A 14,349-nucleotide genomic window follows, 5' to 3' on the forward strand; every position below is an offset into this window, starting at 1 on the left:
GCGCCTTCCCGGACCGGGCCAGCGCCCTGCGCCTCATCACCGCCGTCGCCCTCGAAGTCACCGGCGTCTGGGAGGACCGCCGCTACCTCGACATGTCCCTGCTCAACTCAACCCCAGACACTGCCGCCGCTTGACCCCGCCAAGGAGCATTCCTCCCCCGAACCCCCTCCCGACCAACTACACACGATTCGGGACTTGACCCCTCCGCCGGAGGGGAACACGAAGCACTTCTACCTCGGCTACTCGGCGGCCCTCTTCGCCTGGGGCGTGGTGGACATCGTCGGAGGCGTAGCGGGAATCGTGGGAGGAGGGACGGCGGCGGCGGGTGGCGTCGCGCTCTCCGCGACGGGCGTCGGGGCGGTGGTGGGAGTCCCCGCCGCGGCCCTGGGGGTCTCCTCCGTGGTGGTGGGAACCGCCTACATCACCGCTGGCGCGGCCAACATCGTGGGAGCCGTCAATGCCCTCCAGATGGCCAACAAGGCCGGGGATGGTGGAGGTTCGTCCAAAGACTCAGGTGCTTCGAAAGAAGGACCCAAGACACTTGAACCAGGTCCGTATGCGGGCGAGTCTGTTCCAGCACGAGGACCTGAGCGTGACTTCACCAAGGCCGAGCGTGAAGCCGTCAATGCGATTGGGAGTAAGTCGGGGTGCCACACCTGTGGGAAAACGGATCCAGGAACGAAGAGCGGAAACTTCATCCCGGACCATCAGCCGCCGAATCAGCTGGCACCTCCGGGTTCGCCGCAGCAGCTCTACCCTCATTGTGCTGGCTGCAGCCGGCAGCAGGGGGGCGATGTCAACGGCACTCTGCGGCGAGGAAAGAGCCGCTAGTCAGGAGTGAGTCATGGATTGGGTAGAGTCTGCAGGTGGCCCTTTGGTCGTCATGCGGAAGGAGAACAGTCTCGACTGGGGTGGTGTCGACACTGATGATTATGATGAGGCGTGTGGTGTGTCTGATTTCGCCGGGGTGATTTCACGAGAGTGGGGAGACGTGCTCGTCCTCGGGGATGAACCCCTGCGAACATCCGTGATTCACCGTGGCGACGGAGTGGCCCTCGTTCGATGGGGGGCTGCTCCGGATGAAGACTGCCTCATCAAGGTGGCGCTTGGAGTGGATCTCAGCTCGATGGTTCCGAGCGAGATCTTGAAGCCTGTTCACCTGAACGGAACCCTCGTCGTGTTCGACGCTGGGGCTCCAGGGGGCGATGCACGGAGGCTCGAATTCACGTTGACATCGCGCGTGGGAGTGGTTCGGACCTACGTGGTGAATGACGCAGAGAAGGATGTGCAGCTGATTCTGCATCAACTGGGTGGGTGATTTCGTGAGCCACTGCTGATGCAACTGGGAAGGGGAGGGGCTGGCGATGTCCCTCTCCTTCCCTGGGTCAGCAGGCTTCGTCCCATGTAAGCCCGAGCCGGAGAACGAGCCGGTCCACGTGGGGCGGCCCCGTGCGCTGGTGCAGGCACGGAGCGCCGGGCGGCGAACCGCCCGGGCCCGTGCCTTCGGAGGCGTCGGGAACTCTAGCAGTCGCCTTTGCAGGCGTTCATGCAGGCCGCGCGGTCAGTGGAGCCGGCGCACTCGCGGCTGCACTTCCGAAGGCACTTGCACGCGGCGTCGCACGGCTCGCCCTCTTCTTCGGGGATGGACAGCGCGTCCTCTCGCGAGGTGCTCTCCTGATTCTCAGGGAGGGGGGAGTCGAGGGTCCCACCACAAGCCGCGCCCAGCCAGGACAGCATCACGACAGTCAGTACACGCAGCTTCATGTCGAATGTCTCCAGTGCCCGAATCGGAGTGCGAGACAGTTCTCGCCGATTCCTTCGGTAACTGGAAATACTAGTTTGACCCGTTTGGGGCAGGACTGAGTCCTTGCCGATTGATGGGTATCTCCTCGTGGCGCAGATGTGACGCCGCGATGGCTCGACCGGTTCAGCCCCTGAGGTGTGCGCCTCAGCGCCGCTCGTCCTCCAGCATGAAGTCCACGACGGTCTTCCACAGCGCCTCGAACTGGGGCCTGCGGAAGCCCGAGCCGGAGATGAGCCAGTCCACGTGGGGCGGCTGGTGCGCCGGCTGGTCGAAGTGCCCAATCGCATCCAGGTGGTCCGCGCGCACCGCCGCCAGCACGCGGCCATACACCTGTGAGCGCGTGGGGACGATGCCGTCACACGCCGTGGGCCCCGGCATCGCGCCATAGGCTTGCACCAGCGCCGCCGTCTGCGCGGGCGTATGCAGCGGCAGCGCCGTCAGCGGCATCTTCTGCGTCTTGCCATACACGAACGCATAAATCGTGTGCGTGAGCTGCGCGTACGGGTCCAAGCCCGCGGACACGCGCGTGCGCAGGGACGGCGGCCTCGCCTGCGTCACCACGGAGCCGTAGCGCACCCCGGGCCGGTCCGCCGTGCTCGCGTTGAACAGGTCGATGCCCTCCGGCGTGAGCTGCGGAATCAGCGACGTGTCGTTGCCCACGTCGCTCAGGAACCGGGCCACCGCGTCGCGCCGCTCGGTGGAGAAGTCCCCGAGCAACTGGTCGTAGAGCTGGTCCAGCAGCGTCTGCTTCCACCCGAGCTGGTCGTCCGCCCGCGACAGCAGGTGCCCGAAGCGGAACACCACGCGCAACGGCAGCCGCCCGTAGCGCAGCACGTACACCGTGAACAGCGACAGCAGCTTCAACAGCCGCTGCCCGAACAACCCCAGGAAGAACGACGCCAGCGGCGTCCCCGCGTGCGGCGCGGACACCGTCACCACCGAGCGCACCCGTCGCGCGAACGGCTCGACCTCCTGGCCCTCGCCCAGGTCCGCGCCAGGGCTCGTGAACAACCGCGCATCCAGCCCGCCCGTCGAGTGCCCCACCAGGTGGATGGGCCCGTCGTCTCCGCTCGCCGTCTCCTGCACCGCCTTGAGCAGGTCCGCCGTCCGCGTCCGGATGGAGGCCGTCGGATGCGACAGGACGATGGTGACCTCGGACTCCACGCCGCGTCGGGCCAGCTCCACCTTCAGGTAGTCCAGCGCGTGTCCGAAGTAGACGAGCTCTCCCAGGTTGATGAACCCGAAAAACCCGGGGACGAGATAGATGTGGTGCTTCGCGGCCATTCCCCCCACCATAGCTGACGCGACGCGTGATTCCCGCTCGGGAATGGTGACACCGAGCATGCGTTGACACCTGCCCCCCACTCCCACTGAGACATCTCGAGGACACCCGCACGTGGAACGCGCATTGCTCGCTGTCGGCTTGCTCCTGTCCCTCCCCGCCGCCGCGGACGAGGGCATGTGGACCTATGACGCCTTCCCCGCCGAGTCCGTGGCGAAGGCCCACGGCTTCACGCCCACCCAGGCGTGGCTGGACAAGGTCCGGCTCGGCTCGGTCCGTCTGGCGGGCGGGTGCTCGGCCAGCTTCGTGTCCCCGGACGGCCTGGTGATGACCAACCACCACTGCGTCCGCAGCTGCATCGAGGACCTGTCCTCACCGAAGGAGGACCTGCTGGCCAAGGGCTTCCAGGCGAAGACGGCCGCGCAGGAGCGCCGCTGCCCCAAGGTGGAGGCCAACCAGCTGGTGAAGATGACGGACGTCACCGCGCGCATGAACGCGGCCACCCAGGGCCTCACCGGCGCCGCCTTCAACACCGCCCTCAAGAAGGAGATGGCCGCGGTGGAGTCCGCCTGCGCCACCTCCACCGACGTGCGGTGCGACGTGGTGACGCTCTACAACGGCGGCAAGTACCACCTCTACGAGTACCGCCGCTTCCAGGACGTGCGCCTCGTCTTCGCCCCGGAGTTCTCCATGGCCGCCTTCGGTGGCGACCCGGACAACTTCAACTTCCCGCGCTTCGGCTACGACGTGTCCTTCCTGCGCGTGTGGAAGGACGACGCCCCGGCGAAGAGCCCGGACTACCTGCGCTGGGCGAAGCAGGGCGCGAAGGAGGGGGACCTCGTCTTCGTCTCCGGCCACCCCGGCGGCACCGAGCGCAAGGCCACCGTCGCGGAGCTGGAGTTCCAGCGCGACGTCAACCTGCCCTACACGCTCCTGCACCTGTCCGAGCTGCGCGGGCGGCTGCGCGAGTACGCCAGCGTCAACCCGGAGCGCTACCGCACCACGCGCAACCGCCTGCGCGCGGTGGAGAACGGCCTGAAGGCGCTGCGCGGCCGGCACCAGGCCCTGGCGGACCCGGCGCTGCTCGCGCAGAAGCGCGAGGACGAGGCCGCGCTGCGCGCGAAGGTGGACGCCAACCCCCAGGTGAAGACCGCCACGGCCGGCGCGTGGGACGAGACGGCGAAGGCGCTCGACGCCTACCGCCGCATGCTGCCCGAGTACCGCATGAAGGAGGCCGGTGACGCGTACCCCTCCGAGCTGTTCTCCATCGCGCGGCACCTGGTGCGCATGGCGGAGGAGCAGCCCAAGCCCAACGCGGAGCGGCTGCGCGAGTACACCGAGGCGCAGCTCCCCACCCTGCGCCAGAACCTGCTGCGCGGCGCGCCCATCACCCTGGAGCTGGACGAGCTGCTGCTCTCCTTCGGCCTCACCCGCCTGCGCGAGACGCTCGGCGCGGACGACCCGTTCGTCGTGGCCGTGCTGGGCCGGGAGGCCCCCGAGGCGCTCGCCCGCTCGCTGGTGCGCGGCACGAAGCTGGGCGACGCGAAGGTGCGCCAGGCGCTGGTCGACGGCGGCAAGGCGGCGGTCGAGGCCTCGAAGGACCCCATGCTCGTCTTCGCGCGCAAGGTGGACGCGGAGTCGCGCGCGGTGCGCAAGCGCTACGAGGACACGGTCGAGGCCGTGCTCAAGCGCAACGGTGAGCGCATCGCCAAGGCGCACCTCGCGGTGTACGGCACCGCCGGCTACCCCGACGCCACCTTCACCCTGCGCCTCAACGCGGGCGTGGTGAAGGGCTGGGACGAGAACGGCCGCGCCGTCGCGCCCCTCACCACCTTCGGCGGCGCCTACGCCCGCCACACCAACAAGGACCCCTTCAAGCTGCCCGACACCTGGGTGAAGGCCCAGGGCAAGGTGCCGGCCGAGACGCCCCTGGACCTGGCCACCACCAACGACATCATCGGCGGCAACTCCGGCTCGCCCATGGTGGACCGCGACGGCGACGTGGTGGGGCTCGTCTTCGACGGCAACCTCCACTCGCTGGGCGGCCGCTACGCGTACGTCCCGGAGACGAACCGCGCGGTGGCCGTCCACGGCGACGGCATCCTCGCCGCGCTGGAGCACGTCTACGGCGCCCGGCGCGTGCTGGACGAGCTGCGCGCCGCCGGCGACCTCCAGGCCCCACCCGCCAAGTAGGCCGCCGTCCCGCCCGCGTCCACCCGGCCGCGCGCCTCGGCGGCGGTGGACGCGGGGCATTGACTTTCAGGATGTGAGAAGACGATAGCCATTGGCCCTCGGGACCTGTCCATTCCGGGATGTCGTGAGGCTTTTCGCTCGTGGCGACGGGCCAGGGCGTGTCAGGGTCTCCTGGATAGAATGCGGCTTCTGAAGCGAAGGCCGGTCTTCCATGGGCTCCACGGCAGCGAATGACATACCCCTGGGGACCATCCTGGGGGGCACGTACGAGATCTCCGGGGTGCTCGGCCGGGGCGGGATGGGCACCGTCTTCCTGGCGCGCCATCTGCGGCTACCGGGCAAGCAGGTGGCCATCAAGGTGCTGCGCCACGATGGGAGCCTGGGGAAGGAAGTCTATCTGCGCTTCCGCCGCGAGGCGGAGATCGCCACCCGGCTGGGTCACCCGAACATCGTCGAGGTGCTGGACTTCAACGCGTTGGAGGATGGCGCCCCGTTCCTGGTGATGGAGCACCTGCGCGGGATGCCGCTGTCGCGCCGGATGCGCAAGGGCCCTCGGCTGACGTTGCAGGAGGTGTTCTCCATCGCCCGGCAGATGGGCTCCGCGCTCCAGGCGGCCCACCAGGCGGGGGTGGTGCACCGCGACCTGAAGCCCGGCAACGTGTTCCTCGTCCCCACCGAGGTGGCGGGGCTGAACGTGGAGCACGTGAAGCTGCTCGACTTCGGCATCTCGAAGATCATCGACTCGAAGACGGTGCAGACGCAGGACGCCATCCTGCTGGGCACGCCCCAGTACATGGCGCCGGAGCAGGCGCTGGGGAAGAACACGGAGGTGGACCCGCGCACGGACATCTTCTGCTTCGGCGTGCTCGTCTACGAGATGCTGGCGCGCAAGCTGCCCTTCAAGGACGGCGGCGTGCTGTCGGAGCTCGTCTACCGCATCGTCTACGACCCGCCCGAGCCCCTGCTCGAGGCCGCGCCCGACACGCCCCCGTACGTGGTGGAGGCCATCGAGAAGGCGCTGGCCAAGCGGCCGGAGAGCCGGTTCGCGCAGGTGGGGGACTTCGTCGCCGCGCTGACGGGCTCGCCGCTGCGCTCCGCCACGCCCGCGTCCGACGCGCCCATCACCGCCCCCGTCCCCTCCGCGCAGGTGTCGACGGCGAGCGTGCAGCCGCGGCCCATCGCCTCGCGGCTGTCGAAGCCACCCACGGTCGCCGTCAGGCGCCCCGCGTCGCAGCAGGCGCCCGCGCCGGCCGTGGCTTCGCCCGTGGCCGCCTCGGCGCCGCTGTCGGGTCACTCCGCCCGGGTGGTGCAGGGGCGCGACGGGGGCTCGCACGCCGTGGGCGCCTCCGTGAATCCGGCGCCCGCCGCGCTGATGCCCGTCGACGCGGCGGTGTCGCCCGCGCCGCAGGCGGTGGCCCCTCCCTCGAATCCTCCCGTCCCCGAGGTGGACCTCGATGACGAGGACGCCGCCAGCGAGGCGGCGACCATCCAGTCCGCCACGCCTCCGGTGGGCGCGCGCAGGGTGCTGGCGGGACGCTGGGGGCTCGTCGCGCTCGTGGCCGCCGTGCTCCTGCTGGCCGGCGTCGTGGCGCTCCGGGTGGGGCGTCAGTCGGAAGTGCTCGACGTCGCGCCGTTGCCGCGGAGCGGGGCGCCCGTCACCACCGTCGTGCCCGTGGCGCCCGAGGCCCCTGGCCAGAAGCCGGACGTCGCGCCCGCGGAGCAAGCGCAGGGGAAGCCCCTGGGGAACGCAGGGCCTCCGGGCACGGTCGGGGTGGAGCCGGAGCGGACGGGGCTCCCGGCCGAGCCCCCTGGCGCGGAGGGAACGAGCCCCGAGGTGAAGCCCGCAACCGGGGGAGACGACGCACCGGTCGCGGAGGGGCTCGCGCCTCCCTCGGCACTACCCGCCGAGTCCCCCACCGCCGCGCCGAAGCCGCCCCGCCCCTCCGCGCGCGAGGACTTCGCCGCGGCGGACAGGGCCCTGTCGAAGGGTGACGGCGAGCAGGCCCTCGTCCTCATCCTCCGGGGCCAGGAGTCGTCCCGCTCGCCCGGGTCCTTCGTGCTGCTGACGCGCGCGCACTGCCTGCGCAAGGACGCGGCGGGCGCCCACGAGGCCTGGGCGCGGGTCCCCGCGTCGGAGCGCGCGCGCGTCCGGAAGTTCTGCCAGCTCCACGACATCTCCCTCTGAACGCCGCCTCCCCCCAGGCCCGGGTCGTGTCTCACGCACGACCTCGATCCGACCTGCTGCGTCGGTGGGTGGACACCCCGCGTCATTCCCTGTTGGGTCGTTGGTGCGTCGCGTCAGCGATGACCTAACCTCATGTCACCCAGCAGGTGGGTTCACGCTCCGAAAGGTTGTCTCCTCGGTGGTCGAGGGGGCGCTCGAGGGGCCGTTCCCAGCCTCGCCGGGGCCGGGCTGGCATCCCTGCCCGCGTCCTGGAGTAGGCTTTCGGACAGTCGGAACCCGGGGGGAGGGGAGTTGCACGATGGTGGTGGAGGTACCCGAACCAGGCAGGCTGTCGGCCATCCTGTTCACAGGCATCGAAGCCGCGGGCCGTGAATCCTGGCGTGACGAAGCGCTCCAGCAGGTGGTGAGAGAGGAGCATGCGCTCCTGGTGCGCGAGCTGTTGCCTCGCCACGGCGGGCGCGAGGTGAAGCGCCTGGAGGATGGCTTCCTGTTGGAGTTCGAGGGCGGCATGTCCGCGGTGGACTTCGGCCTCGCGCTCCAGGCGGCGCTGGAGGCGCGCAACGGCGCGGTGTCCGCGGAGCGCCGCGTGGTGATGCGCGTGGGGGTGCACCTGGGCATGGTGGTGCACCGCGACGGCGACGTGTTCGGCGAGGGCGTCAACCTGGCCGCCCGCATCGAGGCGCTCGCGCGGCCCGGCACGCTCTACGTGAGCGAGACCGTCGCCCGCCAGGTCGAGGGACGGCTCGCGTCTCCGCCGGTGCGGCTGGGCCGGGGCGAGATGAAGAACATCCGCCTGCCGGTGGCCGTGTACCGCATCGACCCGGAGCACCGTCGTCGCAAGCCGTGGCTGTCGCGCGTGCGCTCGTTGCTGGGCGGACACGACACGGCGAACTGACGCGGGACGCTGGGCCCGCGGGCGCGCTCGGCGCTAGGGTCGGCGGCATGCCCCAGCTCACCCTCGTCGTCGCGTCGAAGAACTACTCCTCGTGGTCGCTTCGCCCCTACCTGGCGCTGGCCCACACGGGACAACCCTTCCAGGAGGTCGTCATCCCCCTGGACACGCCGGACACCGTGGCGGCCATCGCCCGGTACTCGCCCAGCGGTCGGCTCCCGACGCTCATCCACGGGGACGTGTCCATCTGGGACTCGCTCGCCATCTGCGAGTACCTGGCGGAGACCTTCCCGGAGGCGAGGCTGTGGCCCGAGGACCGCGCCGCCCGCGCGACGGCGCGCTCCGTCTGCGCGGAGATGCACTCGGGCTTCACGCGGCTGCGCGAGCACATGAGCATGAACCTCCACGCGCGCCGGCCGGGGCAGGGGCGCGCGCCGGGCGTCGCCGAGGACATCCAGCGCATCCTCGCGCTGTGGAACGAATGCCGCGCGCGCTTCGGCCAGGGCGGGCCCTTCCTCTTCGGGCGCTTCAGCATCGCGGACGCCTTCTACGCGCCCGTGGTCAGCCGCTTCGTCACCTATGACGTGGCGCTGGACCCGGTGAGCGCCGCGTACCGCGACGCGGTGCTCGCGCTGCCCGCCTTCCAGCGGTGGGCGGAGGCGGCGAAGCACGAGCCGCCCGTGAAGAAGTACGAGTGACGCGCGCTCACAGGCCCAGCGCGCGAAGCTGGGTGTCGAACGTGGCGGCGGTGGTGAACAGCCGCCCCTTCAGGCCGAGCGTGTTGGCGGCCTGCACGAACTCCGGCAGGTCGTCGAAGAAGGCGGCCTCGTCGGCGGTGCAGCCCACGCGCTCCAGCGCCAGCCGGTAGATGTCCGGCTCCGGCTTCACGAACCCGACCTCGCAGCTCATCACCTGCGCGTCGAAGCGCTGGAGCACGGGCAGCCGGGGGCGCAGCCAGGCCATGTGCAGCGCGTTGGTGTTGGACACCAGCCCCAGCCGCACGCGGCCCACCAGCCCCTCCACGCGCGGCAGCACCGCGTCGTGCAGGGTGAAGTGGCTGCTCCACAGCGGCGCGAACTCCTCCATGGGCAGGTCCACGCCCAGCGCGCCGCACACGTCCCGGCGGATGCCCTCCGCGTCGAGCCGTCCCCGGTTGGCCGCCGTCCAGCCCGCGCCGCTCAGGCGTCGCCCCACCTCCTCGCCGGACAGCCCCGCGCGCGCCCCGAGCGCGGTGAACAGCCGCGCGTTGTCGTGGAAGACGAGCACGTTGCCCAGGTCCAGGAGGACCGCCTTCACCTCCGACATGCGTTCTCCTCGCGAGCGTCCCCGCCCGGCGCGGGCGGCGTCATGCGATGTCGGACATCATCGCCGACACGCGCGCGCCCGTCCGTGACAATCCCGTGCGGGTCCGACGCGCCCTAGAGGATGGGCACGCGCTCGGGCAAATCCCTCGCCGGCACGCTGGAGTAGTCCGACCCCAGGTCCAGGAGGACACGCTGGCGCACCCGCGTGCTCAACGCCTTGCGCAGCCGGCCGAGGAATTCGGGAGGCGCGGCGATGACGAGCTTGTCGAAGGCATGCTGGTCATGCCCGCGGTCCAGCACGCCGGACAGCTCGCGGGCGAAGCGCTCGTGCTCCAGCTCCCTGCGGCCCTGGGGTTCGTTCTCCCCGGGCGGGCCGTGCAGGGTGCCGGCGTTGGGGTTGTCCGGCTGGTCGCGCAGCTCCTCGCTCTTGGCGCGGCTCTCCTCGTGGTGGAACTCCTCGACGAGCCGCCAGTCCGACTCGGCCTTCGCGTCCGTCGCGAAGAGCCGCGCCCGGCTCGCGTTCCCCACAAGAATCCAGAGCTTTGCGTCCGCCATGTGTCACGCCTCCATCGGGGTGGGAGAGGTCGAGGTGGTGGGAGACCTCACGCTGGGGAGATGAGGTCCGACCCCTGGAGCGGCAAGCTTCCGCGGCGCGGCCGGTTCCCCGTCGTGCGCAGGGCAGGCGGGCATGTCCCACCCGGTTGACAACCACCCACGCCCACCGACTGTTCGAAATGTGGCCGATCATTCCGTTGAGACTGCCAACGGAGTAGAACCGGGCCATGCGTATTCCCGTCTTCGCGCCGGCCGCCTTCGTGGCGCTCGCGCTGCTGGCTCCCCCCTCGTGGGCGCAGGAAGGGCTGGGCCTGGACCTCAGCTCCGAGACCTCGACGCCTGCTCCCACCGATGCCCAGCAGCCGGGCCTCGACATGGGGCTGGACCTGCGGGAGAGCGACCCGAAGGCGGCGCTGCTGCCGCGCTTCGTGCTCCTGGGATTGGAGACGCCGGAGCGCGCCGGGGCGCAGCAGGCCTCGGTGTGGTTGAAGGAGCTGCTGCGCGGCGCGATGTCCTCGGGGATGGTGACGCTGGGCGCCACCTCGCAGGAGGCGCGCGAGCGGCTGGAGGCGGGCTACGGCGCGGCGTTGCGCTGCTCGACGGCCACGTGCCTGGCGGAGCCGGCGGAGTCGCTGGACGCGGACCTGCTCACCACCGCGCGGCTGTCCTTGGAGGACGCGGGGTGGACGCTGCGCGCGTGGACGTATGATCGCGACCGCAACGTCGTGCACGAGGACGCCGTGTCCGGCCGCAACCCGAAGGACGCGGCGTTCGTGAAGGAGGCCGCCGGCAAGCTGTCCAGCCGCATGATGATGCTGGGCCGCCCGCGCGCGATGTTGAAGGTGACGGTCAACGTGCCGCAGGCGGTGGTGAAGGTGGGCGAGCGCATCCTCGGCGTGGGCAGCGTGGAGGCGCGCCTGCCGCCGGGCACGCACACCCTGGAGGTCTCCGCGGACGAGTACAGCACCGTCACGAAGACGCTGAACCTCAAGCCCGGTGGCAGCGAAGAGGTGGACGCCCGCCTGGAGATCTCCGGCCCGGCGCCGGAGGGTCCGGAGGAGGCGGTGGCCCGGCTGTCGCGTACGAGCCGCGGCGAGGGCACGCCCATCTACAAGCGCCCCGCCTTCTACAGCGCGCTGGTGGGCCTGGCGGCGGTGGGCGCGGGCGTGGTGATGGGGCTGGGCGCCAAGGACGTGGAGAAGCGCGCGGTCGACGCGGACGGCGACGGCGTCATCGACGTCACCCGCAAGGAGCGGCTGGACGCGAACTCCCAGGCGAACCTCGCCACCGCGCTCCTCATCGGAGGGGGCGTGGCGACCGCGGGCAGCGTGACCTGGCTGCTGGTGGTCCCTTCTCGCAGTGAAGCGCCGGCGCCCACGAGCGCGGGCACGGGCAGCGCCGCCACGGCGGTCCACGTCGTCGTCGGTGGGAGCTTCTGAGCCTATGAAGACCTTCGTTTCCTGGCGCCATGTCCTCGCCGGCCTGCTCCTGGTGGGCGCGGCGGCCTGCAAGGTGGAGTTCCCGGAGAACGCGCCCTACACCTGCGCGACGGACGCGGACTGCGGCGGCGAGTCCTTCGTCTGTGCGGCGCTGCCCAACGGCGGTCCCCGCTACTGTTGCAAGCCGGAGCCGGTGGAGCTCTGCAACCGGCTGGACGACGACTGCGACGGCGAGGTCGACGAGCTGGACGACGCGCCCTGCTACACGGGCCCCGAGGGGACGCGGGGCGTGGGGGCGTGCAAGGACGGCGTCTCCGTGTGCGCCAGCGACCTGAGCACGGTCTGCGTCGGCGACGTGAAGCCCTCCGTGGAGCGCTGCAACCAGGTGGACGACGACTGCGACGGCCAGGTCGACGAGGACTTCGACCTCCAGTCGGACAACTTCAACTGCGGCGCGTGCGGCGTGAAGTGCACCGCGCAGCAGAACTGCGTGGAGGGCCACTGCCAGAAGCGCTCGGAGCTCGACTGCGGCAACGGCATCGACGACAACCTGGACGGCCAGACGGACTGCGCGGATCGCGACGACTGCGACAACCAGTCGTGCGGCGCCGGCTGCGTCTGCAAGAACGGGCGGAAGACGGAGTCCGACTGCGGTGACGGGCTGGACTCGGACGGTGACGGCAACACCGACTGCGCGGACCGCGACGACTGCGACAACCAGTCGTGCGGCGCCGGCTGCCTGTGCGTGGTGGGGCGCAAGACGGAGACGGTCTGCACGCTCGGCACCGGCGACGAGGACGGCGACGGCAAGGCCAACTGCGACGACACGGACTGCGCGCAGAAGGAGTGCGGCGCGGGGCTGACGTGCCACGGCGCCCAGTGCCTCGAGGGCTCGTGCGCCAACGGCGTGGACGACGACGGCAACGGCTCCACGGACTGCCAGGACACCAACTGCGCGGGCCTGTCCTGCGGCAACGGCTGCACCTGCCAGGGCCTGGCGAAGACGGAGTCCAACTGCACCGACGGCGTCGACAACGACGGCGACGGCAACGCGGACTGCGCGGACAGCGACTGCAACTTCAAGTACTGCGTGGACGGGGACGTCGACTCGGCCTGCTACCAGGGGCGGTGCGTGGAGAACAACTGCCGCGACCTCGTGGACAACGACCGCGATGGCCTGGTGGACTGCGCGGACAGCGTGGACTGCCCCCGCGGCACGACGTGCACGCGCCTGGTGAACGGCAACCGCGTGGCCGGGACGTGCCAGACGAACAAGACCTGCGGTTGATCCCCCCGAGCGAGCCCTCCGTCGTGAATCCGCGCATCCCGTCCCCCAGGCTGGCCGTGAAGGACGTCCCCGGGGGGACGCGGAGGCGGGCGGGCGCGCGGGGAGGGGAGGACCCCGGGTTTTCCCTATGTGGGCGTGCGGGAGTGACCTTCTGCGTCCGCGTGACGGCACGAGGGGCGACAGGCGCGACGTCACGTGGACGACAGAGCGTCCGACGTGGGTTGCCGTTGCTCCCGCGCGTGGAGAGTTCTTCACATCATGGGCAACGACGACCACTTCGCTCGCACCCTTCCTTCCCGCTCGGGGGGCGCCGTGAGTGGTGAGCCGCGCGCCAGCCTGGAGCTGCAGGAAGGCGCCTTGCTGGGCAGCTACCAGCTCGAGACGCTCCTGGGCGAAGGCTCCATGGGGCGGGTGTTCCAGGCGCGTCATGTCCGGCTGGGGCGTCAGGTGGCGCTCAAGGTGCTCAAGCCCGAGCACGCGCGCGACGGCAACTTCGTCCAGCGCTTCTTCCAGGAGGCGCGCACCGTCAACCAGATCAACCACGAGCACATCGTCGAAATCTTCGACTTCGTGGACGAGGGCGAGGGCGGGCACGTCTACTGCGTCATGGAGCTGCTGCGCGGCCAGGGGTTGGGCGCGCTCTTGAAGCAGGAGTCGCTGTCGCTCGCGCGCATCCAGCGCATCGCGGTGCAGGTCTGCGCCGCGCTGGGGGCGGCCCACCAGGTGGGCGTGGTGCACCGGGACATCAAGCCCGACAACCTCTTCCTCATCCAGCGCTCGGGCCAGCCGGACTTCGTGAAGGTGCTCGACTTCGGCGTGGCCAAGCTGCTCGCCGCGGAGGACGCGCCGCCCACGGGCACGGTGGACGGCACCATCATCGGCACGCCCGCGTACATGTCCCCGGAGCAGGCCGCGGGCCTGCCGGTGGACGCGCGCTCGGACATCTACGCGGTGGGCAACATCCTCCACGAGATGCTCACCGGCCACCCGCCGTTCCAGGCGGAGGCCTTCGGGCAGTTGGTGGTGCAGATCATCACCCAGCCCCCGCCGCCGCTGCCCTCGCACCTGGCCTCCGGCGAGGCCGTGCCTCCCGCGCTGGCGGAGCTGGTGTCGCGCTGCCTGGCCAAGGAGCCGGAGGCGCGGCCCCGGTCGCTGGCGGAGGTGACGACGGCGCTCCTGCTCCTGCCCGTCCAGGCGCCCGCGTCCCCCGAGGCCGTCGGGGCGATGGACCCGTCCGAGCGCCCCACGAAGCGCCTGCCCGCGGTGGCCGAGCCCCTGCGTCGGCGCGTGGCGCTGGGCGTGGGCGCGGCGCTGGTGCTGGGCGTCGCGGCGCTCATCGGCCTGGCGCGCGGTGACGCGCCGGCCGCGCAGGCGGCCCTCGCGCGCACGGAGTCCGTCGTGGCGCCG

The 14,349-nt window shown here is 70.9% G+C and carries 11 protein-coding genes and 1 pseudogene; 9 read left to right on the forward strand and 3 right to left on the reverse strand.

Going from position 1 to position 14,349, the window contains the following annotated elements; translation table 11 throughout:
* Together LZ198_RS41920 and LZ198_RS41925 are read left to right on the forward strand one after the other, a co-directional pair.
* Positions 1-134 (forward strand): annotated as a pseudogene (locus LZ198_RS41920) (IS256 family transposase); the annotation flags it as partial.
* 710 nt (positions 135-844) lie between these two features.
* A complete protein-coding gene (locus LZ198_RS41925) occupies positions 845-1,318 on the forward strand; it encodes an Imm21 family immunity protein (RefSeq protein WP_256560385.1) in 474 nt (157 codons plus the stop codon).
* A gap of 630 nt (positions 1,319-1,948) precedes the next feature.
* Here the strand turns inward: LZ198_RS41925 and LZ198_RS41930 are convergent.
* Positions 1,949-3,088, reverse strand: a complete 1,140-nt coding sequence (locus tag LZ198_RS41930) for an esterase/lipase family protein (protein ID WP_253977794.1) — start codon at positions 3,086-3,088, stop codon at positions 1,949-1,951.
* 112 nt (positions 3,089-3,200) lie between these two features.
* On the opposite strand from LZ198_RS41930, the gene LZ198_RS41935 reads away from it, so the two are divergent.
* From LZ198_RS41935 to LZ198_RS41950, 4 genes are all read left to right on the forward strand, one after another.
* Complete coding sequence (locus LZ198_RS41935; protein WP_253977795.1) at positions 3,201-5,279, forward strand: S46 family peptidase; 2,079 nt, start codon at positions 3,201-3,203, stop codon at positions 5,277-5,279.
* Positions 5,280-5,490: 211 nt separating this feature from the next.
* Positions 5,491-7,464 carry a serine/threonine-protein kinase gene (locus LZ198_RS41940; RefSeq protein ID WP_253977796.1) on the forward strand — a complete coding sequence of 658 codons (1,974 nt, stop codon included), beginning with the start codon at positions 5,491-5,493 and terminating at the stop codon, positions 7,462-7,464.
* Between the two features lie 298 nt (positions 7,465-7,762).
* Positions 7,763-8,359, forward strand: a complete 597-nt coding sequence (locus LZ198_RS41945; protein ID WP_253977797.1) for an adenylate/guanylate cyclase domain-containing protein — start codon at positions 7,763-7,765, stop codon at positions 8,357-8,359.
* A gap of 47 nt (positions 8,360-8,406) precedes the next feature.
* The gene (locus LZ198_RS41950) at positions 8,407-9,054 is read left to right on the forward strand and encodes a glutathione S-transferase family protein (protein ID WP_253977798.1); all 648 of its coding nucleotides are present in this window, start codon (positions 8,407-8,409) and stop codon (positions 9,052-9,054) included.
* A 7-nt stretch (positions 9,055-9,061) separates the two neighbouring features.
* Here the strand turns inward: LZ198_RS41950 and LZ198_RS41955 are convergent, their stop codons facing one another.
* Complete coding sequence (locus tag LZ198_RS41955) at positions 9,062-9,661, reverse strand: HAD family hydrolase (protein WP_253977799.1); 600 nt, start codon at positions 9,659-9,661, stop codon at positions 9,062-9,064.
* Between the two features lie 113 nt (positions 9,662-9,774).
* Positions 9,775-10,215: a host attachment protein gene (locus LZ198_RS41960; RefSeq protein ID WP_253977800.1), complete on the reverse strand. Its 441-nt coding sequence runs from the start codon at positions 10,213-10,215 to the stop codon at positions 9,775-9,777.
* A gap of 227 nt (positions 10,216-10,442) precedes the next feature.
* Between LZ198_RS41960 and LZ198_RS43350 the strand changes: the two genes are divergently transcribed.
* From LZ198_RS43350 to LZ198_RS41975, 3 genes are all read left to right on the forward strand, one after another.
* Positions 10,443-11,654 carry a PEGA domain-containing protein gene (locus LZ198_RS43350; protein ID WP_253977801.1) on the forward strand — a complete coding sequence of 404 codons (1,212 nt, stop codon included), beginning with the start codon at positions 10,443-10,445 and terminating at the stop codon, positions 11,652-11,654.
* A gap of 4 nt (positions 11,655-11,658) precedes the next feature.
* Entirely contained in the window at positions 11,659-12,942 is a 1,284-nt protein-coding gene (locus LZ198_RS41970) for a hypothetical protein (protein WP_253977802.1), read from the forward strand.
* Between the two features lie 258 nt (positions 12,943-13,200).
* On the forward strand, positions 13,201-14,349 hold a 1,149-nt coding region (locus LZ198_RS41975; protein WP_253977803.1), incomplete at its 3' end, for a serine/threonine-protein kinase.

Origin of the sequence: Myxococcus dinghuensis, from assembly GCF_024198235.1 — a bacterium.
GTDB classification, from domain to species: domain Bacteria; phylum Myxococcota; class Myxococcia; order Myxococcales; family Myxococcaceae; genus Myxococcus; species Myxococcus dinghuensis.

Excerpts from the sequence above, each read along its gene's own strand:
- LZ198_RS41925 (WP_256560385.1), top strand. The coding sequence starts at position 845 with ATGGATTGGGTAGAGTCTGCAGGTGGCCCTTTGGTCGTCATGCGGAAG.
- LZ198_RS41930 (WP_253977794.1), bottom strand. The coding sequence starts at position 3,088 with ATGGCCGCGAAGCACCACATCTATCTCGTCCCCGGGTTTTTCGGGTTC.
- LZ198_RS41940 (WP_253977796.1), top strand. The coding sequence starts at position 5,491 with ATGGGCTCCACGGCAGCGAATGACATACCCCTGGGGACCATCCTGGGG.
- LZ198_RS41945 (WP_253977797.1), top strand. The coding sequence starts at position 7,763 with ATGGTGGTGGAGGTACCCGAACCAGGCAGGCTGTCGGCCATCCTGTTC.
- LZ198_RS41950 (WP_253977798.1), top strand. The coding sequence starts at position 8,407 with ATGCCCCAGCTCACCCTCGTCGTCGCGTCGAAGAACTACTCCTCGTGG.
- LZ198_RS41955 (WP_253977799.1), bottom strand. The coding sequence starts at position 9,661 with ATGTCGGAGGTGAAGGCGGTCCTCCTGGACCTGGGCAACGTGCTCGTC.
- LZ198_RS41960 (WP_253977800.1), bottom strand. The coding sequence starts at position 10,215 with ATGGCGGACGCAAAGCTCTGGATTCTTGTGGGGAACGCGAGCCGGGCG.
- LZ198_RS43350 (WP_253977801.1), top strand. The coding sequence starts at position 10,443 with ATGCGTATTCCCGTCTTCGCGCCGGCCGCCTTCGTGGCGCTCGCGCTG.
- LZ198_RS41970 (WP_253977802.1), top strand. The coding sequence starts at position 11,659 with ATGAAGACCTTCGTTTCCTGGCGCCATGTCCTCGCCGGCCTGCTCCTG.